This is a genomic window from Pontibacter sp. CAU 1760, assembly GCF_054482735.1.
In genome coordinates this window covers 224,677-246,195 of sequence record NZ_JBTLRL010000003.1, presented here as the reverse complement: position 1 = coordinate 246,195, position 21,519 = coordinate 224,677, and the positions used below count along the sequence as shown (strand labels likewise).

The following is a 21,519-nucleotide window of genomic DNA, read 5'->3' as shown; positions in this document are numbered from 1 at the left end:
CACTCAAAAAAAAACGGCAGAGAAGTATTAAACTTCCCTGCCGTCCATTAATTTTTTAGCTACTCCTTATCGATGTTTTAACCTTGATAGGCCAGTATACCCCCGAGCAGGTTGCGCACATTGCTGAAGCCCTGCTGCTGCAAGAAGGCTTTTGCATTGGCAGAGCGTGCACCAGAGCGGCACTGTACAATCAACTCCTGATCTTTGTAGTCTTCGATGTCGTCGAGGCGCTGCGGCAAAGTGCCAAGCGGGATGTTCTTAGCACCGGCAATGTTTGTCTCCTGGTACTCCCAGTCTTCCCGCACATCTATAATAATAGGCGTTTCGCCTTTGCTTAAACGCTCTTTCAGCTCTTCTGCCGTGATATCGGTTGATGAAGTAATCATAGTTTTGTCAATATTAGTTTTTTAATGATAATAGCTTTTCTAGTATAAATACGCAAAGTGTACAGACCTGGTGCCAACTGGCTTAGGTTAATTGGGTTCGATGGCCCGCTGTAAGCCTGCTCGTGCACCTTCCGGCCTATAACATCTACTACCTCCACCTGCTCATAAGGCTCGTTTATATAAACCAACCCAGCCGACGGGTTGGGAAACACGTGCAACCTGGCAGCTGCTTGCTCCTCCTCAAAGCCAAGTGCCTCGCCCACCAGCACCGGGCGCAGCATCACAACGCCCTCCAGTACATTCTCCGGCACCCAGCCCTCACCGGGGGTTTGGGTATAGCGGCGATTCGTTGCCCGCTCGTTTCGGTCGAAGCCGATGTTGATGAAAAGGCTCCCTGCCTGCGACCAGCCCACAAAAAAGCTGCCCTCCACGGGTACCAGCCTGGTCAGGGGCACTTCGTAAAAGCTGTTGAGGGCATCGGAGTACTGCACCTGGAAGTTTTGCTGGTGCAGCACCTCGCCCGGCAGGCCGTCTGTCGTTGCCGCCCATATTTTAAATGTCAGCGTAGCGCCCTCCACGCTCCTGCCGTCTATCCGGGGGAAATATACCCGGAAACTGCTCAGCTGGTCGGGCTGGTTTACATCGAAGCGCTGGGCGACCTGCGTGTTGCCGGTTCCCACGAAGCTGAAACCCGCCTCGGCGGTGCCGTCGTCATAGGCAAAGTAATTGGCGAATACTGTTTTGCGCTCCGTGCTGTCGTTCGCGCGTTGCAAAGGGTTCTGTTCCCGCGTGTCCAGGCGTATGCCGTGCAGCAGCGTAAAGGGCCCCTGGCGCGGCAGGCTTGCTGTGCTGATAGTAGGGCTCCCCGCAACCCGGTACTGCCTAGCGCTGCCGGGCACCAATGCCTGCGCCCGCAAAAATGTATCGGCTCTCGCCTCGTTCTGTTTCCGGATGTAGCCTCGCCAGCTGATAGCCCCCGGCAGGCTGCCCAGGTTGTTCAGGGTAGCGCTCACCTCCTCGGCCAGTTCTGCGGCAGGGTTCGCCAGGAACTGCCGGGCAGGCATGGCGGTATAATGCCTGAGCAATTTGCTTATGCTTTCGCTGATGGCAATGTCGCGGGTAATGGGTTGGGCTTTGCGCCTGTTCTTGTCCAGCAGCACGTAATCCAGGTTCCATACATCGGCAAGCCCATTGCGCTGCCCCACGTTCCGGAACCGAAACTGAAAGCCTTCATGAAAGTAGGCCTGCTCGCGTAGCGCAATAAACTGCTGGGTAAAATCCGTGACCACACCGACTGCCGCCTGTCGCCATACCTCTCTCCAGGCCCCCGTATTGTCCCTGAACTCCAGCGCTAGGTAACGCAGGTTGCTCACCGTCCGGTCAGGCACGTCGCCCAGGCCTCCCGACTGCCAGTAAAAGCTTAGGTACACCGAATCCGACGGGCTCAAGCCTGTCAGCCGAATAAACTGTGATGTAAGCGTATCGGATGCGCCTGCCCCCGTAGAGCCGGGGCTGTAGGGCTTGCCAAGGCCATTCAGGCCATCAAAAGAAGCCACGTTAATGGTGATGGGCTCGAGGGCAAAGCGGTTGTTTACGTACACGCCCCCGCCTGCCTGCCACCTGGAGAGCGCTGGCGCACCCGAAGTCGCGGCAAAGTCATCGAAGAACGGCAACGACAGGGTGGCATTGACGCCGCGCAAAGCCTGTTGGCTGGTTGTGCGCGCTTCCTGCTGCAAAGGTTGCAGCACGGCTTGCGCCCAGGCAATTTGGGCCCACAGCGTTACGATAAGAAATGCCAGCGTTCGTCTCATGCTTTGTGCGGTATGTAGGATTACAACGAAAGCGCCCGCCGTTTTAGGGCAGGCGCTCGCTGAATAATTTCAAAAGTTTAGTCGAGGTCCTCCATCGGCTCACTGCCTGCCACCCAAAGATCCACGAACTCCCCTACCCGGATCATGGCCCCGACTTCTGAGAAAGGACGCTGCTTCAGTACCGTGCCGTCCGGCTCCTGGCTGCCCTGCACATAAATGATGTTGCCAATCTGAAGCCCTTGCCCCACCAACAGCACCGAAGCCTCATCCACCGGCATGCCGATCACCTCCGGCACCTCAAACTCAGTGTTGCCCAGCCCGTCGCCCACGTGCAGATCTACCACCGAGCCTTTCGGAATCGGATCACCCGGCTTCACTTCCTTCCCGTTCACAAACTGCTTCAGCACGGCGTTTTGCTGCAGGTCAGGCACCATCGTCACCTTGCCCTTTTTGAGGTCATAGCTTTTCAGAATCAACTCCGCGTTCTTCACCGACCCGTCAATCAGCTTGGGCATCTTGATCATCGGCGGGTTTTTCATGTTCACGCTGATGTAGATTTTCCGGTTCTCTTTTACCAAGGCATCCGGGGCTGGGTCCTGCGTCAGGATGGTATAAGGAGCCTTGTCGGAATGATAGCTGGAGTCGTTGATGAAATAGCGCAGGTTCTGCTCCTCCAGCAGTTCCTCGGCATCGCCTAGTTGCATGCCCTCTATGCGAGGCACCGAAATGCTCTCGCCGTGGTTGGTGGCAGAAGGCAGGTATACATAAAAGAAACCCACCACCAGGATCACCACGATGAGAATCATCAGGCCCAGGTGCAGGAGTACTCCTAAAAATGAATTTGATTTTAACATGCTTGATGTATAAATACCAGGTTGCTTACTGATTAATGTGGTGATTGCCGCTTGTTAAATGGCTTTAGGATGAACTGTTGCATGCAACTCTCCACGCTAAAACCTTCCCGTCGCGCTGACTTTTCAATTTCCTGACGCGCTAATTCCTCTTCATCTTGTTTCGCTCCATGCCGAACTGCAGGATACGGTTGATAAAGTCGTAAGGCTTATACCCGTTGATAGCTGTCTGGTGGAAAATGCAGGTGGCCGGCGTCATACCCGGCAACGAGTTCACCTCGATGATGATTGTCTCCACCTCGTCGTTGTCCAGTACGCGCACAAAGGCATCGATGCGGGCATACCCTTCAATCTGCAGGATCTGCGCTACGCGCTTCAGGTCTTCCTTCACCTTGTCGGATATCTTCTGACGGCGCGTCGGGTCTGCGGCGTAACGTGCCGGGGTGATGTTCTGCCCTTCTCCGGCCAGAAACTTCTCCTCTAACGACAGTACCTCGCCTTCCGCCAGCGCCTCAGATGCCTCAAACACCTCATACTCCACGTCTCCATCCGGGCCGAACTTCGTTAAAAGGCCGCCGGTTATCTCCAGGAAGTGCTTTGCCCCCTCCCTTGAGATCAGCGTCTCCACCAGGAAGCCTGCCTTGTTCGGGAACTCCTCTTTAAAGCCAAGCGAGAGTGTGCGGGCGCATTCCGCGTCCAGCTCCTCCATCTCCCGGAACATCAGTTTGGAGAAAGCGGCCAGTTCCTGACGGTTCTTTATTTTCTTAACGGCAGAACTACAGCCATCGTCTGCGGGCTTGGCGATAAATGGGTATGGGAACTCAGCTTCTATATGTTTAAAAAATGCTTCCTCATCCTTCAGCCAGTCTTCCTTGAGCGCCATTTCGTGCTTGGCCACCAGCACCCCGTGCTTGGCAAGCAGTTCGTTGGTATCGTACTTATTGATGGTGATGCGGGAAGATCGAATACCGGACCCGTTGTAAGGTATGTGCAGTTTCTCCAACTCCGCCTGCAAGGCGCCGTCCTCACCCGGGCGACCATGCAGGGCGATGAACACGGCATCAACTAGGTTCTGCAACTGGGCATACGAAATGCGCTGCGGCTCCTGCAGGCTGCGGCCCGTGTATTTGCGGGTGATGCTTTCGGCTTCTGCTATTATCTGCGCCAGCACCGGGTGCGGTCTGCCGCCCTGCTCAAAATGATGAATTTTTTCCTTGATATCGTCTGCATTGTCCTTCAGCATGATGTTGACCGGGATGGAATACAGGCGGTGCGCCTCGTTACTTCCCGTCAGGAAGACAGGAAACGGCTCGTACTTGGTAGACGAGGAAAGCTTCTCATAGATATTGCGGCCGCTCTCCACTGAGATATGGCGCTCCGAGGAGTAGCCACCCATGATCACGCCCACGCGCACTTTATCATGGCGATGGGCCTGCTCGTCCTGGATAGCGCCGTCCAGCTTCGCCAGCAAGCGCGTCAACTTCACAGTATCCTTGCCCGACTTCAGGCGCTCAGCCACCGAGGTACGGATGATATAAGTCAGGAACTGCGACGGGTTGAGTCCGATCTCAGCTGCCTGGTGGAAGAAGAACGACGACGGCAGCATACCCGACGTTGTGTTCGGGTCGTTCAGGAAGATCTCGCCGGATTCGGTGATAAAGCCATCCAGGCGGGCATACACGTTAAAGCCAAAGCTCTTGTAAAGCTTGGCGCATGCCTCCCGTATTTCCTGTATCTGCTCTGTGGGCAGGTTGATCGGGGTGATTTTCCGGCTTAGGCCCGGCAGGTATTTTGAGCGGTAATCAAATACCTCCGTACCTTTCACGATCTCAGTCGGCGGCAAAGCCAGGGCGTTCCCGTTCTCTTCCTGCACCACGATGCACGAAAACTCTTTGCCCTGTATAAACGCCTCTACCAGCACCTGCTGCTCGTGCTCTACGTTTGTCAGCATGATGCTGTCAGCAGCACCCTGTTGGAATGTCTGGTTGATGTGGCCAAGTAATTCTTCCGGGTGATAGATCACCGCACCGTCTTGCAGCAGCACCGGCATACCGATGCCCTCGCGGATATCGACCAGTTGCTTCATACTGGCCAGTTGTTTTTCCTCGCTCAGCGCCTGCCAGCGGTCTTTGTAAATAGTCTTGGTAAAGAAACTGCGCTCCACGCCTTCCTCAAACCGGGCAAAGTCGTGCTCCTTGATGATGGACACCCCGATAGAAGAACCCTGGTGCGGCGCCTTCAGCACAAGCGGCAAGCCCAGCTTGGCCACCAATCGCTCAAAAATATCTCTCCGCTTCGCGTGGTCAGACCAATCGGCGTAGGGTATGGTGCTGTAGTCTGGTGTCGGGAAGCCGTGCTGCTTCAGCATCTCTTTCTGTGCCGCCTTGTCGATGCCAATGGCCGATGGCAGGATGCCGGAACCGGAGTATGGAATGTGGTACCACTCCAGCAAGCCCTGAATGCTGCCATCCTCGCCGTAAGGCCCATGCAGCGCCAAAAAGGCAAAGTCAAAGTGCTGTTTGAACTCATGCGGCAGCAGGCGCTTGCCGGCTTTAGCAATAATGGCGTCCTGCTCGGCAATGCTCAACTCGCCCAACGACTCCAGGTAGATCTGCAGCCCGTGCTCGCTTTCCGGCAAGGCCTCCACGGGCGGGTAAAAGTCCCGGATGGTGCCTTTGTAGATATACTGCCAATCGAGCAGTATAAAGTTACCGAGGCTGTCGGCGAAAACCGGCACTGCCTCAAAAAGCGCTTTGTCTAAATTATCGTATACCGTACGGCCACCTGCAAACGAGATCTCGCGCTCACGGGATGGTCCCCCGAAAATTATTCCTACTTTCATCCTTGCAAAGGTAATAAATCAGGTAATAAAGTTATGCTATATCCCTGTCAGTTAAAATTGTTTTAGCCGCCGCCCTCATGCGCCCGGTTTCTTGGTACCCCGCCCCCCTGGAATCATACCAAAACACGCGCTGGGCACTTACGCCCGCCTACCATGGAGGGGGCACCATTGTAAATAACTCAAAAAGTAGCATCTCCCGTTCACAAACCCATGGCTTTTACGCCAAACTTATACCTGTTTTACTATATTTGCTACAGCAACAAAAAATTCTGATTAACGAACAACGAGTATCAGATAACGAAACCATTTCATTTCATGAGAACGATAGACCAGTATAACTTTGCCGGCAAGAAGGCATTGGTGCGTGTTGACTTCAACGTGCCCCTCGACGAGAATTACCGCATCACCGACGATACCCGCATCCGTGCGGCAGTGCCCACCATCCAGAAAATCCTGGACGATGGCGGTGCCGTTATCCTGATGTCGCACCTGGGCCGCCCGAAAAGCGGACCGGAAGACAAATTCTCGCTGAAGCACCTGGTGCCCCGCCTGAAAGAGGAGTTCAACACGGAGGTGAAGTTCGCCAAGGACTGCCTGGGTCCGGATGCGGCCACGTTGTCGCACGAACTGCAGCCAGGCGAAATCCTGTTGCTGGAGAACCTGCGCTTCCATAAGGCGGAGGAGAAGGGCGATCCTGACTTTGCCCGCGAGTTGGGCAGTTTGGGTGATGTATACGTGAACGACGCCTTCGGTACTGCGCACCGCGAGCACGCTTCTACGGCCGTAATCGCGCGCTACTTCCCGAACGACAAAGTGATGGGCTATGTGATGCAGGCCGAACTGGACAACGCCCGCCGCGTGCTGGATAACGTGGAGCGCCCCTACACTGCCATCATGGGCGGTGCCAAGATCTCCGACAAAATCCTGATCATCGAGAAACTGATGGACAAGGTGGATAACCTGATCATCGGCGGCGGCATGTCTTATACCTTCGTGAAAGCGGATGGTGGCCAGATCGGCTCGTCGCTGGTAGAAGAAGACAAAGTAGAACTGGCAGGCCGACTGATTGCCATGGCCCGCGAGAAAGGCGTGCAGCTGATGATCCCGGTTGACTCTGTGGTGGCCGATGCGTTCAGCAATGATGCCAACATTGATACCTGCCTGAGCCACCACATCAAGCCGATGTGGATGGGACTGGACATAGGCCCTGAGGCCCGTGAGCAATACGCCAGCGTGATCGCCAACTCAAAGACCATTCTGTGGAACGGCCCGATGGGTGTGTTTGAGATGTCTAACTTCTCGGTAGGCACCGAGGCCGTAGCCGAGGCTGTGGTAGAAGCAACCCGCCGGGGTGCTTACTCGCTGATCGGTGGGGGTGACTCTGCCGCTGCCGTGAACCAGTTGGGCTACGCAGACCGCGTATCCTATGTATCAACAGGTGGCGGCGCGCTACTGGAGTATATGGAAGGAAAAACCCTGCCGGGCGTTGCCGCCCTGGAGCGCAACGATTACTAATCGCTATAAATTTCAATGTAAAAAGCCCTGTAGGTTAGCTAAACCTACAGGGCTTTTTTGTTTCTCTTCGTGATTTGGCGCCTTAGCAAGAAATCTGAGTTATAGTGGTGTCATAACTATCATTCATATTTCACCCTAAATCGAAAAAGATAGAAACTTCAAAAACACGAAACAGTCATACCCTATTGCAGTTAGCCAGTTACAGCTCCTTCGGACTTTCAAATCCATGTTGTTGTAATTGGCTCATCCCTTTTAATCACTTACTTTATCAGCACTGTTACCTTTCCTCTGGTCTTGCGGGTTTCTACCTGCTGATGCGCTTTGCCCATTTCCTCAAAGGGGAAGGTAAAGGCCACATGCGAGCGGATAATGTCACGTTGCAGGAGTTCTGCCAGTTTGGCCATGTCTTCGCCGCTGGAGTGAACCAGGTAGCTCCTGGCCTCCACGTGGTGCTTGCTCGCTTCTTCCTGCACGGTATCGTTGGCCCCGCCCAGGATGGAAATAAGTTTCCCGCCAGACCGCAGCGTTTTCAGCGACTTCATGGAGTTCTCAGCCCCCAGCGAGTCGAATACAAGGTCTACGTTCCTGACCACTTCCTCCACATGCTGTCGTTTGTAATCGATGGTTTCATCCACGCCGATGCTGCGCAGGAAATCATGGTTCTCGACAGAAGCCGTGCCAATGACATAAGCTCCGAAGTGCTTCGCGATTTGCACCGCATAATGCCCCACACCGCCAGCCGCCGCATGGATAAGCACCCGCTGCCCTGCCTGAATATTCGCCTCGTGCACCAGCACCTGCCAGGCCGTGAGCGCCGCTAACGTAGCCGCCGCCGCATCTTCGTGTGAGATATTGACAGGCTTGTGCGCCAGGTGTGCAGCCGGAGCCGCTACATACTCGGCATAGGCCTTACCGCTCCCCGGAAAGTTCACCATTCCGAATACAGGTTCGCCGGGTTTGAAGTCAACCACCTCACTTCCCACAGCTTCAACCTCTCCGGAAATATCCCAGCCCACAATCACCGGTACATCTTCCTTTAACTGGCTATAAAACGCCTTGCCCTCACGCGTTTTGGTATCCACGGGGTTAATGCTGATGGCCTTTACTTTCACCAGCACCTCGTCAGGCTTGAGAATTGGCTTTTCAATATCTAGTATCTCGAAGTTTTCCACGCCTCCCGGCGCCTTTAAGGTAATTGCTTTCATAACTACGTTCTCATTAATATATCTCTTTTTAACTTGATGCAGCATAAAAGGTTTTTGGCTAAAACGCAATCCAAGCAGTCATTTCTCAAAATCATAATTCGGGAAAAAGTCCCCCTTGGGGGTAGGGGCCCTTGGCAAAGAAGGAAGTAGGGGATGAAAGGCCGGTAGCGATATTAAGCACTTCTTTAAGTGTAAGACAGCACGCGAGATAACCGTGAAATGTATCACTGCAATGTAATCCCCCCTGCCCCCTTCTTTGCCGAGGCCCCTACCCCCAATGAGGAAAAAAGAGCTACGCGTGGTCGTTGTTCACCTCCAGCCAGTAGCCGTCGGGGTCCTGGAAGAAGATCTGGCGGATGCCGTCCGAGTGTTTGTTTTGGGCCTTGGGTTCGCCTGCAAAATTGCCGTATGGGATAGCCAGTTCGTCCAGATTCTCCATAAACTCCTCCAGCGAGGCCACACTGAAACATACATGCCTGTTCTTTTCCTGCAAAATCTCAGCCGGAGCCCCTTCAATCAAATGCAACTGGCTACGCCCGCCCATACTGAACCATACATGCCAGCCATCCTGAAACGGGTCCGGAATCTGGCGCAATTGCAGCACCTCCTCATAAAACTTAACGCTCCGCTTCAGGTCGTGGACGTAGAGGGCGATGTGGTTGATGGTGGCAGTAATGTGATGCATGGGTATAAGGGGTTGAGGGTATGATTTGAAGTCACAAAATTAAAGAAATCCCTAAGGGATGAAAACCCACCCCTACCCCTCCCAAGAATGGAGTCTGGTGCATAATTTTTTCCCCAGCTTATGGCGCGGATTTGGAATCCATGACTGTATATAATGTTGAGTCTGTGACTCGACTAAGCCAGTTGCTCACTTAACAACTGTGGCTAAACCTCCGGTTTAATCGAATCACAGATTCGATTTTATATAAAGGCACAATTCTAAAGAATTGCGCCAGGCAGATGAGGCCTTACTTCCCTCCTTGGACAAGGAGGGGCCGGGGGTGGTTTGACCCGGCTTACATAAAAAAACGCCCCTTGAAATCAAGGGGCGTTTTCGTTTAGCTTTTCACCGGGTTGAGGATGTTGTCGATCCGGACAAGGGCATCCTCCACATGGTAGCGGGAGAGGTCGTTGCCATACCGGCTGCGGGCGCTTTTCAGCTGCCGTTGCAGGTTCACGAGTTCGCCCCTTGCAATAGAGCGGATATCAGATTGGCTCATATCAACCGGCGTGCTGCTGCGGCTACGCGGTGGCTGCTCGTTCAGCAGGTAGTTCATGCGGTCGAGGTAGGCTTTCTGCAGGTTGCGGCGGTAGATGTCGATCTTGGCACCGCTGTATACCTCGCTCCAGATGCCGCGCTGCAATTGGCGCACCATGTCGAGGGCATTGTAAGGCACTTTGTTCACCTCGTTCTCCATCAGGCGGGCCATACGGTCTGCGGAGAGCAGGCTATTAAGGTGGCGCACCTGCAGGCTTCGGATGCCCTCTACATAGCTGGCGTGGTGGATGTTGCGGGCGATCTTAGCCTGGTGCAGCCACTCCGGCGAGGTAAAGGCGTTTTTCAACAGCCAATCCAGCGATGCTTGCTGCGTTTTGGCGGCTACAGGAGTATAAATAAAGCCCTGCTGCTCTGGCTTCAGGCGATTTTCGTGCACCCCGCCCACGTTGGTTACCACGTGGCCGATGTAGCGGCTCCATACCCCCAGCAACTCCCCATACAGTTCATCCAGGTCGTCGTAGTCGTTAGTTTGGGCTGCGGTCCAGTCGTAAAGTTTCGGGGCCACCAGCTTCAGGTTTTTCAGGCCATAGGTGCTGGCCTGCACCACATCGGCCCCAATACCTTCGGTCTGGCTCTCGGGGTCGTGGTTGCCATACCCACTGCCAAACTGGTAGATCGGGTCACCGGACTTTTCCTTGATCCACTGCGATAGCGTTGGCACCTCAGCTTCGGCGCTGTTGGCCTCTGGTAGGTAGCGGTAACCCCAGTTGATCACATAATGGTCGTATGGGCCGAGCTGACGCACAAAGCGGATGTCTTTATCGCCGGGCTGGGCCACGTAGTTGTAGCGGGCATAGTCCATGATGGTGGCGGCGATGCCATACTGCTGCGTGAATTTGCCCGAACGGAGCGAGTCGGTGGGGTAGGCGGCGCTGGCTTTCATATTGTGCGGCAAGCCCAGGGCATGGCCCACCTCATGCGTGATCACTTCTTTCATCATCTCGCCCAGGTCGTCCATCGGCGTATCCAGGGTGCGGGCGCTCGGGTTGGCGGCACCGGTCTCTAGCAGGTAGCGGTTGCGGTACGAGCGCAGGTGGTTGTGGTACCAGATAATATCACTCTCAATGATCTCGCCGGAGCGCGGGTCTGATACACTTGGCCCCACGGCGTTGCGGGTCGTGCTGGCCACGTAGCGGATCACCGAATAGCGCACATCCTCTGGACTGAAATCGGGGTCTTCCTCTTTAGAAGGTGGGTCTTTCGCGAGGATGGCATTTTTGAAACCAGCTGTCTCAAAAGCCTCCTGCCACTGCTCTACCCCTGCTTTGATGTATGGGCGAAGCTTGTCCGGGGTGGCCGGGTCGAGGTAGTATACGATGGGCTTGATGGGCTCCACCAGTTCGCCGCGCTTATAGGCTTCGATGTCTTTGGGCACCAGTTGCCAGCGACGGATATAGGATTTCTCGTCGGCTTTCAGGGCCTCGGAGCCGTAGTCGAACTGCTTGATGTTGAAGTAGCCCACGCGGTAATCGTTGAGGCGGGGCTGCATCGGCACCTGCGGCAGCAACACCATCGACTGGTTCATCATCAGGCTAATGGCACCCGTGGCGGCATTGGTTGGCGGCTCCGAAGCCTCAAACGTGAAGTCCTGCTTCACCTCAATGTTCAGCGGGAAGCTTTTGGCACTGTAGATAAAACTGCGGCTTTCATCCAGCTTGCTCACCTTGTAGTTCTTGCGCATGTCGGAGTCCAGGCCGCTGAAGGCTTTCACGTCGCTGGTGAAGAACTTGGTCACGTCGATCACATAGCCTGCAGAGTCCGGAGACAGCGCGGCAATATCAAACGCATAGATTGTGGGCTGGTAGTTGTTGGCCTGCACCGAGAGGCTGATCGGCAGCGAGTCGGCGGCCACGGCGTTGTACGATTTGGTCTTGAGCACGATCTTGTCGCCAAACTTCTGCCACTCCACCATCTGCTCGTTCACCGACGAACCCGCGTTCACGTAACCGCCACCGAGCCCCGAAGGCAAACCGGCAAAGCGGCTGATCCACAGGAAGTCGCGCTGCAACAGCGAGTCCGGAATCTCATAATAATACTTGTCGCCCACCTTGTGGATGTTGAAGAGGCCCTGATCCGAAACGGCATCTTTGGTGATCACCTCGGCATAGCTTTTCATACCCCCTCTGGCGGCGGGTTTGGGCTTTTTGCTGTTTTCTGTTTTGCTGGCGGTTGCTTTGTCAGGCACTGTCGCGACCGTACAACCTGCCTGCGAAAGGGCTATTAGACAGGCAGCACCAAGCACCTGGTAAAATTTAGACATGTGTGTAGTTTGATAAACGGAAATAAAAAAGAGCGCCGCAAAGCGCTCCTTAAAGATAGGTTTTATTCTAAAAATATCCTGAACGAAGCTGCGAGTGATTGCATCTTCTGGCTCCTGCTTTGATACCGCAGGTATCACACAGCGCAATTATTGGGATGAGAGAGTTGAGGGTCCGGCAACGGAATTGGACAGGCTAAGAGCAAGGCGCAGCCGAGGTTTGAGCCTGTGCAGTGTTATGATCTGTTTTCTTTATTCTTCAAAGTTATCGTAATAGGTAAAGTCCTTAATGATTTTACCATTTTCTATAGTGAAAATCGTGCAGATTGGAAGTTCAAATACAGACCCATCTGGTGCTGTTCCGCTCGATACAAACTCTACAATGACATGCTTTTCTCCTGACGGGTATACCTGAATGACCTTGTCGGTTAAGTCAGGAAATACCTCATTTAACTCACTGTACTTTTGGATAGTCTGTTCTCGTGTCTGTTTTACAATCCCTTGTCCGATTGATGGGTCTTTGAACGCAGCCGTTTCTGTGTACATTGCTGCCATCTTTTCCCAGTCGTGGTTATTGAAGTGCTCAAAATACCGATTCACTAAATCCACATTTTTTGTTTCCATTGTTGGTTTGTTTTGGTTGTTACAGGAAATCAGTACCATGAAGATGGCTAAGAATAAAAGGTTTTTATTCACTAGTTGTTCCGCTTAGACTATTTTATGGAATCATTTATTTTCGCCATTGCAGCCTGCACAATTTTAGCAGAAGATTTGAAAAAGCGTTTCAAAGGCATTTATCCGTATGGGTCGTGGCATACTGGTTTCCAACGCAAAACTTACAGCTAATTTTACAACTGATTCTAAAGTGTCAGTAATAGATTAATGCGTGAGGTTAAAAATAAGCTCGCCGATACTACCCCCTACATGATAACCTGCTAGGAATACAATAATCAACGTCGCAATTACTATAAGAGACTTTCTCCAAGTGTTAGAAAATAGATCTTTAATGCTATTCATTTTTTTTATTTTTAATTTAAGATTTGCTACAACGGTGTTCGTGCAGCCGGAGCCCGAAGCATAGCAAAGATTAAGGCTTCACCTTATTGGCAAAATTAATTTATCGGGTTACGATACTCTTTCTGTCTAAAAAAGCTCTTAAATCATCTTCTATAGGCTCAATTTTGTTGATTCTTCTTTTAGATCCACTTTTCAATTTTAGCATTAGATATGAAGTGCCAAATCTTCTCTTGAAAACAGCTATTTTGATGTTATGCAATTCTATTTGACTGCTGGTCGTTTCAAATAGCTTGTAAACTATTGCTCCTGCATGCCCTAACCCAATGATTACACCAGACCATAGCAAGAACTGGTCACCTGTTTTTGTGTATCTGAGTAGAGATAATACACCATAGACAATCCATATGCATGAATAAAGAATTCTCTTCCATTTATACCTTTTAGCATTGTCCCGGATAGTCAGCATATCTTCGCTTAATTCTATCTCTCCTTTATCTAAGGGTAAAGTTTTTTTCATCTTTTATTAGGGTTTACAATTGCCAACGTTTTGGTTAAAGTGCATCTCAATGTGCTTTAATTTTTGTTAGTTTCTGATTTTATTTCAAATGGCACTCTTGACCTTCTTTCAATATCCTGATTCATGTAATTTTTAAACTTTGCTAACTTGATAACTCTCAAAGCTTCTTCGTCACATCCATACCCAATCCCCTCAACGACAACAGCATCTTTAACATTACCATTTGCATCAATCGTGTACTGGACTAATACCTTGCCCGTTATATTATTCTCCATTGCTGCTTCAGGCTATTGAATTTTTCCAAGTAACTCCTCACTTGCCACCTAAATTCAACTTCTAAATGAAATTGATTTACCGAATATACTATATAGCATCAGCATTATACAAAACTATATTAGATTTATTTTAGCGCCTCCCTTTTCCTCTTTGCCGAATAAGCCTTAGCTTTACCTGAAGACATTCTGACTGATATTGTACATGCGCGCCATACAGCTTTCGCTTACCTTTTCCCTTTTACTTACCCTGCTTTTCAGCAGTTGCACTACCCAACCCCAACAGGCTACTGCCAAAAAGAAAAAGCCGCTGCAGGTAGAGGAAGCTACTATTGCAGAGATACAACAGGCTTTCCAGGATGGTACCTGCACCTGCGAGCAGCTCGTGACCACCTACCTCAACCGCATCAAAAGCTACGACAAGCCGACCAAGCTCAACGCCATCATCGTCACCAACCCCGAAGCGCTGGCTACGGCCCGGCAACTCGACCAGGAATACGCCCAAACCGGGAAACTGCGCAAACTGCACTGCATCCCGGTTATCGTAAAGGACAACTACAACACCGCAGGGCTGCAAACCACAGCTGGCTCGCTGGCCCTGAAAGGCTTCGCACCCTCCGACGATGCCCACCAGGTAAAGGCGCTGAAAGAGGCCGGGGCCATCGTGCTGGCGAAGTCGAATATGGCCGAGTGGGCCTTCAGCCCGAAAGTGACCATTAGCTCCATTGCCGGCGAAACCCTGAACCCTTACAATCTGGCCTATGTGCCTGCCGGCTCCAGTGGGGGCACGGCGGCGGCAGTGGCTGCTAACTTCGGCACCGTGGGCTTAGGCACCGATACTGGCAACTCGATCCGGGGGCCTTCTTCGCACAATGCGCTTGTTGGTTTCCGGTCTACTTTAGGCCTGACCAGTCGCAGCGGCATAGCGCCATTGTACCTGCGCAACGATGTAGGCGGCCCGATGGCGCGCACCGTAGAGGATGCCACCAAAGTGCTGGAGGTAATTGCCGGCTACGACCCCGCCGACCCGCTGACAGAATACAGCGAGAGCAAGGTGCCGGACAATTATACCCAGTTCCTGAAGAAAGACGGCCTGAAAGGTGCCCGCATCGGGGTGCTGCGGACGCTGAGCGAAAAAGACCCCGACCCGCAGGTGAAGGCTTTGTTTGAGCAGGCTATTGCCGACCTGCGCCGCCTGGGCGCTGTGGTGGTGGACTCAGTGGAAGTACCGGACTTTGAGCAGCTGCGCCAAAACCAGTGGTGCGCTGTTTTTAAGCAAGACATCAACCAATACCTCTTTTCGCTTGGCGATGGGGCGCCGGTTACCAGCCTCGAGGAAGTGATTAAGTCGGGCAAATACGCTCCCTACATTGCCGAGAGCCTGAAGCAGGAGTTTAGCCAGGAAGATGAAACAGGGGAAGACCGTTGCAGCGATGCCTATACAGATGCCCGCCGGATCGCTTTCCGGGAAGCCGTGGTAGCCACCATGGACAGGTACCAGGTAGATGCCCTGATTTACCCCACCTGGAACAACCCGCCAGCCAAAGTGGGCGACGAGAAAGGGTATAAAGGCGACAACAGTCAGATCATTGCGCCCCATACCGGCCAACCGGCCTTTACGGTGCCAATGGGCTTTACCTACGAGAACCTGCCGGCAGGCCTGCAGTTCCTGGGCCGCATGTTCGACGAGCCTGCCCTGATCCGGCTGACTTATGCCTACGAGCAGGGTACCAAGCACCGCAAACCACCGGTGCGCTTCTCAGGCAAAACTGCCAAATCACCTGCAGGCACTTTATGATGCATCATTTTTGTTCTGAATAAGGGCATCAAAGAATCCTGCGGAAGGGAATCTTCATTTGCCACCTGCTGTTAGACGCCATCACCCACTAAAATTATGAAATCAGCTTTCCTTTTTATATTTATTGCGTTTCTGGCCCTGCCTGCTTTCGGGCAGGGGTTTCACTTTTCGTATGAAACGGATTACCCCAAGGTGCTGACCCGCACACAGAAGCAGTCGGATAAGTTACATTACCCGAAGCAGCTGAAGCGGTTTCTGCGTAATGATCCGTCTCTTTCTAACTACGAGGTTCTGGCGCTGCTCATCGGCTTTACAACAGACAAGAACTACAATGCCTATACCGACCTCAATACCGAGCGGGCCATTTATACCCTGAATGACAAGGGACTCTACCGGGAGGCCGTAAGGAAAGGACGCAGCTTTAACAAAACGCACCCCCTTAACCAGATGACGCTGATCGAGCTTTCGTTTGCGTACCACCAGTTGCACAAGCCTGATTCTTCCGCATATTTCAGTAAGCAGTTCAGGCGCGTGATGGATGCCATGGCCTTGTCCGGCACTGGCCTGCACCCGGATTCTGCCTTGTTCTCCCTCACCCCTATCGACGGACAGAACTTTATCCTGAAGTACCTAAAAGCAGATATCGGCAGCATGGGATCGGACACAGACAAGCATGGCAATTACCTGGATGTGCTGGAGTATGTGTCAGCGGAGGATGGTGCCAAGCTCCCGCTCTACTTTAACATCGACCACGCCTCCAGGCAACTCAAAAAGCAACTGCGTGAAAGCAACAAAGCCGCAGCCGTACAGCCTAAGCCAAAGGACAAAAACCAGTAGCCGCTAAGTCTCATTTCGTCTTTGCGATTATTGGCAAGAAAGCTGAATTGTTGAGTGGGTATGGGGCGATTTCTACTTGCTGCCGAGTAGCAGACAAACCCACCCCTTCCCTTCCGAGGAGGGGAATTTAGTAGCGTAGAAAAACATTGCCTTCGCTTGCGTCTTGTTCGTGTAAGGTATAAGTAGGCCTCTGGCCCAGTCGGGTTACAAACCCGACACTATTCTAAGACGCCTCGAAAGCATTCGGGGCGCCAGTAAAGTAGAGAAGGAAAATCCGGTAAAGCAGATAAACCACTTTAGGGGATGAGCGGGAGAAACCCATAAAGCTGAAAACTCCCCTCCTTGGATTAGTGAGAACGCGAGTTCGAAACTAACGAGCGTAGCGCTGAGGTGCTGGGGGTGGTTGGACCCGGCACTGCAAAGCACCTAACCTCAGCCATAAACCTTTTCCAATCTCAATTGTAATTCCAGAACACATATATATAAACCCATGCCAGCATACGTACTTGTAGAAGTTGAAGTAACCGACCCGGCTACTTATGAAGCTTATAAAAAGCTCACCCCTGCCACACTGGCCGCTTACGACGGTAAGTTTATCGTGCGGGGTGGTGCAACAGCGCAATTGGAAGGCGAAGGCCCTGTAAACCGCATCGTGGTGCTGCAGTTCCCGACCATGGAGCGGGCGAAGGAGTGGTGGAATTCACCGGAATACTCGGAGGCCAAGGCCATACGCCAGCGCGCTTCTAACACGCGGATGATCGTGTTGGAAGGCTTTGAGGGGTAACGTTTAGCCCAGGGTGCAATGCACAACGGCCGCATCCGGCTGGCAAGCGCTGGCTCCTGTGGGTGCGGCTGTTCTAATTATTGAGGTTCCGATGTTCTTTTGTGCCGGAATTGACTAATTTTGTGCCGAGTATGATGGAAGAGCAAAAAAACAACCCGCTGCACGGCAAAACACTGGAGATGATCCTGGTGAAACTGGTGGACTATTATGGATGGGAAGAGCTGGGGTATAAAATCAATATTAACAGCTTTAACAGCAACCCCAGCATCAAGTCCAGCCTGAAGTTTCTGCGCAAAACCCCGTGGGCGCGCGAAAAAGTAGAGAAGCTGTACATTTATACCTTCCACAGATAATACGGCAACGAACCTAATAACACAAGGCTTGGCCCTTTGGCTGCCTTCTACCATCAACACCCCTGCCCTGCTGGCACCGTATAAAAAGCTGGGGCTACGCACCTGGCACCAAATAGCCCCTGGCCTGCAAGCCAACATTTTAGAAAGAAGTAACCTATGTCTAGTACAGATAGCAACATACGCCTGAATAAATTCATCTCCGACTCCGGATTCTGTTCCCGCCGCGAGGCCGACCGCTACATTGAGGAAGGCCGCGTGACCATTAACGGCAAGGAGCCACGGATGGGTGCTACCGTAAAGGCCGGCGACAAAGTGGCTGTGGACGGAGAGCAGATCAAGCATAAAAAGCCAACCGACCGCCCGGTATACATTGCCTTTAACAAACCGGCCGGCGTTACCACCACCACCGACACCAAAGACAAGAACAACATCATCGACTTCATCGGTTTCCCGAAGCGTATCTTTCCGATAGGGCGCCTCGATAACCCTACCGAAGGCCTGATTTTGCTGACCAACAACGGTGACATCATCAACAAGATCCTGCGTGCGGGCAACCTCCACGAGAAGGAATACATCGTGACGGTAGACAAGCCGCTCACCAATGAGTTTATCTCGCGGATGAGCAACGGCGTGCGTATCCTGGATACGGTAACGCAGAAATGCACGGTGCACCAGCAAGGCAAAAACACATTCCGCATCATCCTGACACAGGGACTGAACCGCCAGATCCGCCGTATGTGCGAGGCACTGGAGTATAAAGTGGTCCGCCTGAAGCGCACACGTGTGATGAACATTAAACTGGGCAGTCAGCCGGTGGGTAACTGGCGCCACCTCACGCAAGAGGAAACCGATACGCTGCACCAGATGGTGGCCGACTCGGTGAACACGGAAGAGGCTTCTTTCCTAGATTTTGAGGAGGAGGCTGCTCCAAGCAAACGACCGAAGGTGAAGGCAAGACCTCCCCGCGGCGAAGACAGCAAGCCCCGAGCCAGCAATGCCCGTTCAGCCAGCAATGCCCGTTCAGCCAGCAATGCCCGCCCGAAAGCACCCACGCGCAAACCGAAGGCCGCTCCTGCTGACCCGAAAGACGAGTTTGTGAATCCGAAATCGGCCTTGTTGCGCGGAAGAGGCGGTGTTGGCAAAACAGCAGTGCGCAGCAAGGACAAACCATCAGCTGCTGGCCGCGGCCGGGGCACCACGAGTGGCCCTCCGCGCAAATCATCTAAGAACACGAAAGGCAGAGGCCGGTAAAGTGCCACCTGTATAAGTAATCAATCCCCTGTTGCTCGATGGAGTGGCAGGGGATTTTTATTTTACAGCCGCGCGCAACCGCTGGTTATTCCTTCAACCCAATAAAGGAAAGAGGCACTTCGCCGCGCTGCATGTTTCTTATATTTAATTAACTTACATTTATATATCGCTCCAGAAATACAAAGCCCCACATGCCGCATCCCGATTTTCCCTCCCCTACACGTCTGCGTATTTTCGTTCTCCTGCTGCTAAGCCTACTCACAGGCAGCACAAAGGCGCAGCAAAAAGCGCCTGACAGCCTGGTGCTATGGTATAGCCGACCGGCATCGGTATGGAATGAGGCACTGCCGGTGGGGAATGGCCGTTTAGGGGCCATGTTATTTGGTGGGGTAGCTACCGAAAGGCTGCAACTGAATGAAGAAACAGTATGGACAGGCAAGCCCGCTGACTTTGTGAACCCAGGTGCCCGCGCAGCCCTGCCCGAAGTTCGGGGTCTGCTGTTTACCGGCAAATACGCAGAGGCACAAGAGTTAGCGCAGGAAAAGATGATGGGCAATAAGACTGTTGAAAGCTCGTACCAAACCCTCGGCGACCTGAACCTGCACTTCGACACAGCCCCGGAACAAGCAAGTAACTACCGCCGCGAACTGGACCTTGAAACTGCCCTGGCGAAAATAAGCTACCGTGCAAACAACGTGAACTATACCCGCGAAGTCTTTTCCAGCGCCCCAGACCAGGTCTTGGTCGTGCGCCTGACAGCTGACCAGGCCGGTGCGCTGTCTTTTGGGCTGGATTTAAGCAGACCCGGCCAAAAGGCGAAACTGGAACTGCGCGGAGATGAAATAACCCTGACCGAGCATGTTGGGGATGGCACTGGGGTGCGTATGGTAGCGCGGCTGAAAGTGCTGGCTGAGGGCGGTACCGTGCAACAGCAACGTCACGGCATCCGCATCGAGAAGGCCGATGCCGTGACGTTGCTCCTGACCGCTGCCACCGACTATTGGCAGGAAGACCCTGCCGCAAAATCTGCGGGCCAGCTCACGGCCGCTGCCCAAAAGCCTTATGCTATCCTGAAGCAAAACCACGTTGCCGATTACCAGCACTACTTCCAGCGCGTAAACCTGCATTTGGGCACCTCGGATGCGGCCTACTTCCCGACAGACGCCCGCCTGCTGGCGCTGCAAAACGGGAACACAGACCCGCAGCTCGTGCAGTTATATTACCAGTATGGCCGCTACCTGCTCATCAGCAGTTCACGGCCCGGCAGCCTGCCTGCCAACCTGCAGGGCATTTGGGCCGACGGCCTGACCCCGCCCTGGAGCGCCGACTACCATATCAACATCAACATCCAGATGAATTACTGGCCCGCGGAGGTGACCAACCTGTCTGAAATGCATTTGCCGTTTCTAAACTTCCTGGATGCCCTGCGCCCCGATGCCCGCAAAACCGCCCGGGAGATGTATGGCCTGAAGGGAACCGTTGCCCACTTCACCACCGACCCGTGGCACTTTACCGAAACCTACGGGCAAACCCAGTGGGCCATGTGGCCGATGGGTATGGCCTGGAGCGTACAGCATTTGTGGGAGCATTACCTGTTCACGGAAGACACCAACTACCTGAAAGAACTGGCTTACCCCGTGATGAAAGAAGCTGCCGAATTTTGCGCTAATTGGCTCGTCGAAAATCCGGAAACAAAACAGCTGGTCTCCGGCCCTTCCATCTCCCCTGAAAATACTTTTAAGACAAAGAGCGGCAAGGTAGCTACCGTGGTGATGGGCCCGACGATGGACCACATGATCATCCGCGACCTACTGGAAAACACCATTGCCGCCAGTAAAACACTCCGCAAGGATGCCGCTTTCCGTCGTCGCCTCGAAAACGTGCTGACACGATTGGCACCCACCAAAATTGGTGGTGACGGGCGCATTATGGAATGGACCGAGGAGTTTGAGGAGCCGGAGCCGGGACACCGACACATTTCGCACCTCTTTGCCCTGCACCCTGGCCGCCAGATCACCAAACAGCAAAACCCCGAGCTGCTGGAAGCCGCCCGCAAAACCATTGACTACCGTTTGTCGCACGGCGGGGGCCATACCGGCTGGAGTCGCGCCTGGATCATCAATTTCTTTGCCCGCCTGCAGGATGGTGAGGCCGCCTATGAGAACCTGCTGGCCCTATTGCGCAAGTCCACGCTGCCTAACCTGTTCGACAACCACCCGCCTTTCCAGATCGACGGTAACTTTGGCGCCACAGCCGGCATCACGGAAATGCTGCTGCAAAGCCATGCCGGCGAAGTGGAACTGCTGCCGGCCCTGCCAACCGCCTGGGCTACGGGCTACATCCACGGCATCGTGGCGCGCGGTGGTTTTGAAGTAGACATGGACTGGGAGAATGGGCAGTTGAAAGAAGTAAAAATCCTTTCTAAACTCGGCAACACCTGCCAGGTGCGCTACGGCAACCAGGTAGTGCAACTGCCAACACAAAAGGGGAAAACCTATGTGCTGAACGGCACATTACAGTCATTGTAAACAAGTAATACTT

At 53.1% G+C, this 21,519-nt stretch carries 17 protein-coding genes; 7 read left to right on the top strand and 10 right to left on the bottom strand.

Annotated elements, in window-relative coordinates; genetic code table 11:
• Positions 1–77 precede the first annotated feature (77 nt).
• From ACXYMU_RS05815 to ACXYMU_RS05800, 4 genes are all read right to left on the bottom strand, one after another.
• Complete coding sequence (locus tag ACXYMU_RS05815) at positions 78–386, bottom strand: rhodanese-like domain-containing protein (protein WP_458985419.1); 309 nt, start codon at positions 384–386, stop codon at positions 78–80.
• A complete protein-coding gene (locus tag ACXYMU_RS05810; RefSeq protein WP_458985418.1) occupies positions 383–2,197 on the bottom strand; it encodes a T9SS type A sorting domain-containing protein in 1,815 nt (604 codons plus the stop codon). The genes ACXYMU_RS05815 and ACXYMU_RS05810 overlap by 4 nt, the downstream gene beginning before the upstream one ends.
• Positions 2,198–2,274: 77 nt before the next feature.
• A complete protein-coding gene (locus ACXYMU_RS05805; RefSeq protein ID WP_458985417.1) occupies positions 2,275–3,051 on the bottom strand; it encodes a PASTA domain-containing protein in 777 nt (258 codons plus the stop codon).
• 139 nt (positions 3,052–3,190) lie between these two features.
• Positions 3,191–5,890 carry a D-alanine--D-alanine ligase family protein gene (locus ACXYMU_RS05800; protein WP_458985416.1) on the bottom strand — a complete coding sequence of 900 codons (2,700 nt, stop codon included), beginning with the start codon at positions 5,888–5,890 and terminating at the stop codon, positions 3,191–3,193.
• A gap of 315 nt (positions 5,891–6,205) precedes the next feature.
• On the opposite strand from ACXYMU_RS05800, the gene ACXYMU_RS05795 reads away from it, so the two are divergent.
• Positions 6,206–7,405 carry a phosphoglycerate kinase gene (locus tag ACXYMU_RS05795; protein WP_458985415.1) on the top strand — a complete coding sequence of 400 codons (1,200 nt, stop codon included), beginning with the start codon at positions 6,206–6,208 and terminating at the stop codon, positions 7,403–7,405.
• A gap of 260 nt (positions 7,406–7,665) precedes the next feature.
• On the opposite strand, the gene ACXYMU_RS05790 is transcribed toward ACXYMU_RS05795, so the two are convergent.
• From ACXYMU_RS05790 to ACXYMU_RS05765, 6 genes are all read right to left on the bottom strand, one after another.
• The gene (locus ACXYMU_RS05790) at positions 7,666–8,610 is read right to left on the bottom strand and encodes an NADP-dependent oxidoreductase (RefSeq protein WP_458985414.1); all 945 of its coding nucleotides are present in this window, start codon (positions 8,608–8,610) and stop codon (positions 7,666–7,668) included.
• Positions 8,611–8,902: 292 nt separating this feature from the next.
• A complete protein-coding gene (locus ACXYMU_RS05785; RefSeq protein WP_458985413.1) occupies positions 8,903–9,295 on the bottom strand; it encodes a VOC family protein in 393 nt (130 codons plus the stop codon).
• A gap of 376 nt (positions 9,296–9,671) precedes the next feature.
• The gene (locus ACXYMU_RS05780; RefSeq protein ID WP_458985412.1) at positions 9,672–12,152 is read right to left on the bottom strand and encodes a zinc-dependent metalloprotease; all 2,481 of its coding nucleotides are present in this window, start codon (positions 12,150–12,152) and stop codon (positions 9,672–9,674) included.
• Between the two features lie 249 nt (positions 12,153–12,401).
• Entirely contained in the window at positions 12,402–12,773 is a 372-nt protein-coding gene (locus ACXYMU_RS05775) for a nuclear transport factor 2 family protein (RefSeq protein ID WP_458985411.1), read from the bottom strand.
• 493 nt (positions 12,774–13,266) lie between these two features.
• Entirely contained in the window at positions 13,267–13,683 is a 417-nt protein-coding gene (locus ACXYMU_RS05770; RefSeq protein WP_458985410.1) for a hypothetical protein, read from the bottom strand.
• Positions 13,684–13,739: 56 nt separating this feature from the next.
• Entirely contained in the window at positions 13,740–13,958 is a 219-nt protein-coding gene (locus ACXYMU_RS05765) for an energy transducer TonB (protein WP_458985409.1), read from the bottom strand.
• Between the two features lie 202 nt (positions 13,959–14,160).
• Between ACXYMU_RS05765 and ACXYMU_RS05760 the strand changes: the two genes are divergently transcribed.
• The 6 genes from ACXYMU_RS05760 (at position 14,161) to ACXYMU_RS05735 (ending at position 21,506) form a co-directional block, all read left to right on the top strand.
• Positions 14,161–15,753 carry an amidase gene (locus ACXYMU_RS05760; protein WP_458985408.1) on the top strand — a complete coding sequence of 531 codons (1,593 nt, stop codon included), beginning with the start codon at positions 14,161–14,163 and terminating at the stop codon, positions 15,751–15,753.
• A 96-nt stretch (positions 15,754–15,849) separates the two neighbouring features.
• Positions 15,850–16,590, top strand: coding sequence for a DUF4919 domain-containing protein (locus ACXYMU_RS05755; protein ID WP_458985407.1), 741 nt, complete (start codon positions 15,850–15,852; stop codon positions 16,588–16,590).
• 490 nt (positions 16,591–17,080) lie between these two features.
• Positions 17,081–17,374, top strand: a complete 294-nt coding sequence (locus ACXYMU_RS05750) for a DUF1330 domain-containing protein (RefSeq protein ID WP_458985406.1) — start codon at positions 17,081–17,083, stop codon at positions 17,372–17,374.
• A gap of 131 nt (positions 17,375–17,505) precedes the next feature.
• Positions 17,506–17,727 (top strand): VF530 family protein, encoded by a 222-nt coding sequence (locus ACXYMU_RS05745; protein WP_458985405.1) that lies wholly within the window; start codon positions 17,506–17,508, stop codon positions 17,725–17,727.
• Between the two features lie 156 nt (positions 17,728–17,883).
• A complete protein-coding gene (rluF, locus tag ACXYMU_RS05740) occupies positions 17,884–18,978 on the top strand; it encodes a 23S rRNA pseudouridine(2604) synthase RluF (RefSeq protein WP_458985404.1) in 1,095 nt (364 codons plus the stop codon).
• Between the two features lie 191 nt (positions 18,979–19,169).
• Positions 19,170–21,506 carry a glycoside hydrolase family 95 protein gene (locus ACXYMU_RS05735; RefSeq protein ID WP_458985403.1) on the top strand — a complete coding sequence of 779 codons (2,337 nt, stop codon included), beginning with the start codon at positions 19,170–19,172 and terminating at the stop codon, positions 21,504–21,506.
• Positions 21,507–21,519 lie beyond the last annotated feature (13 nt).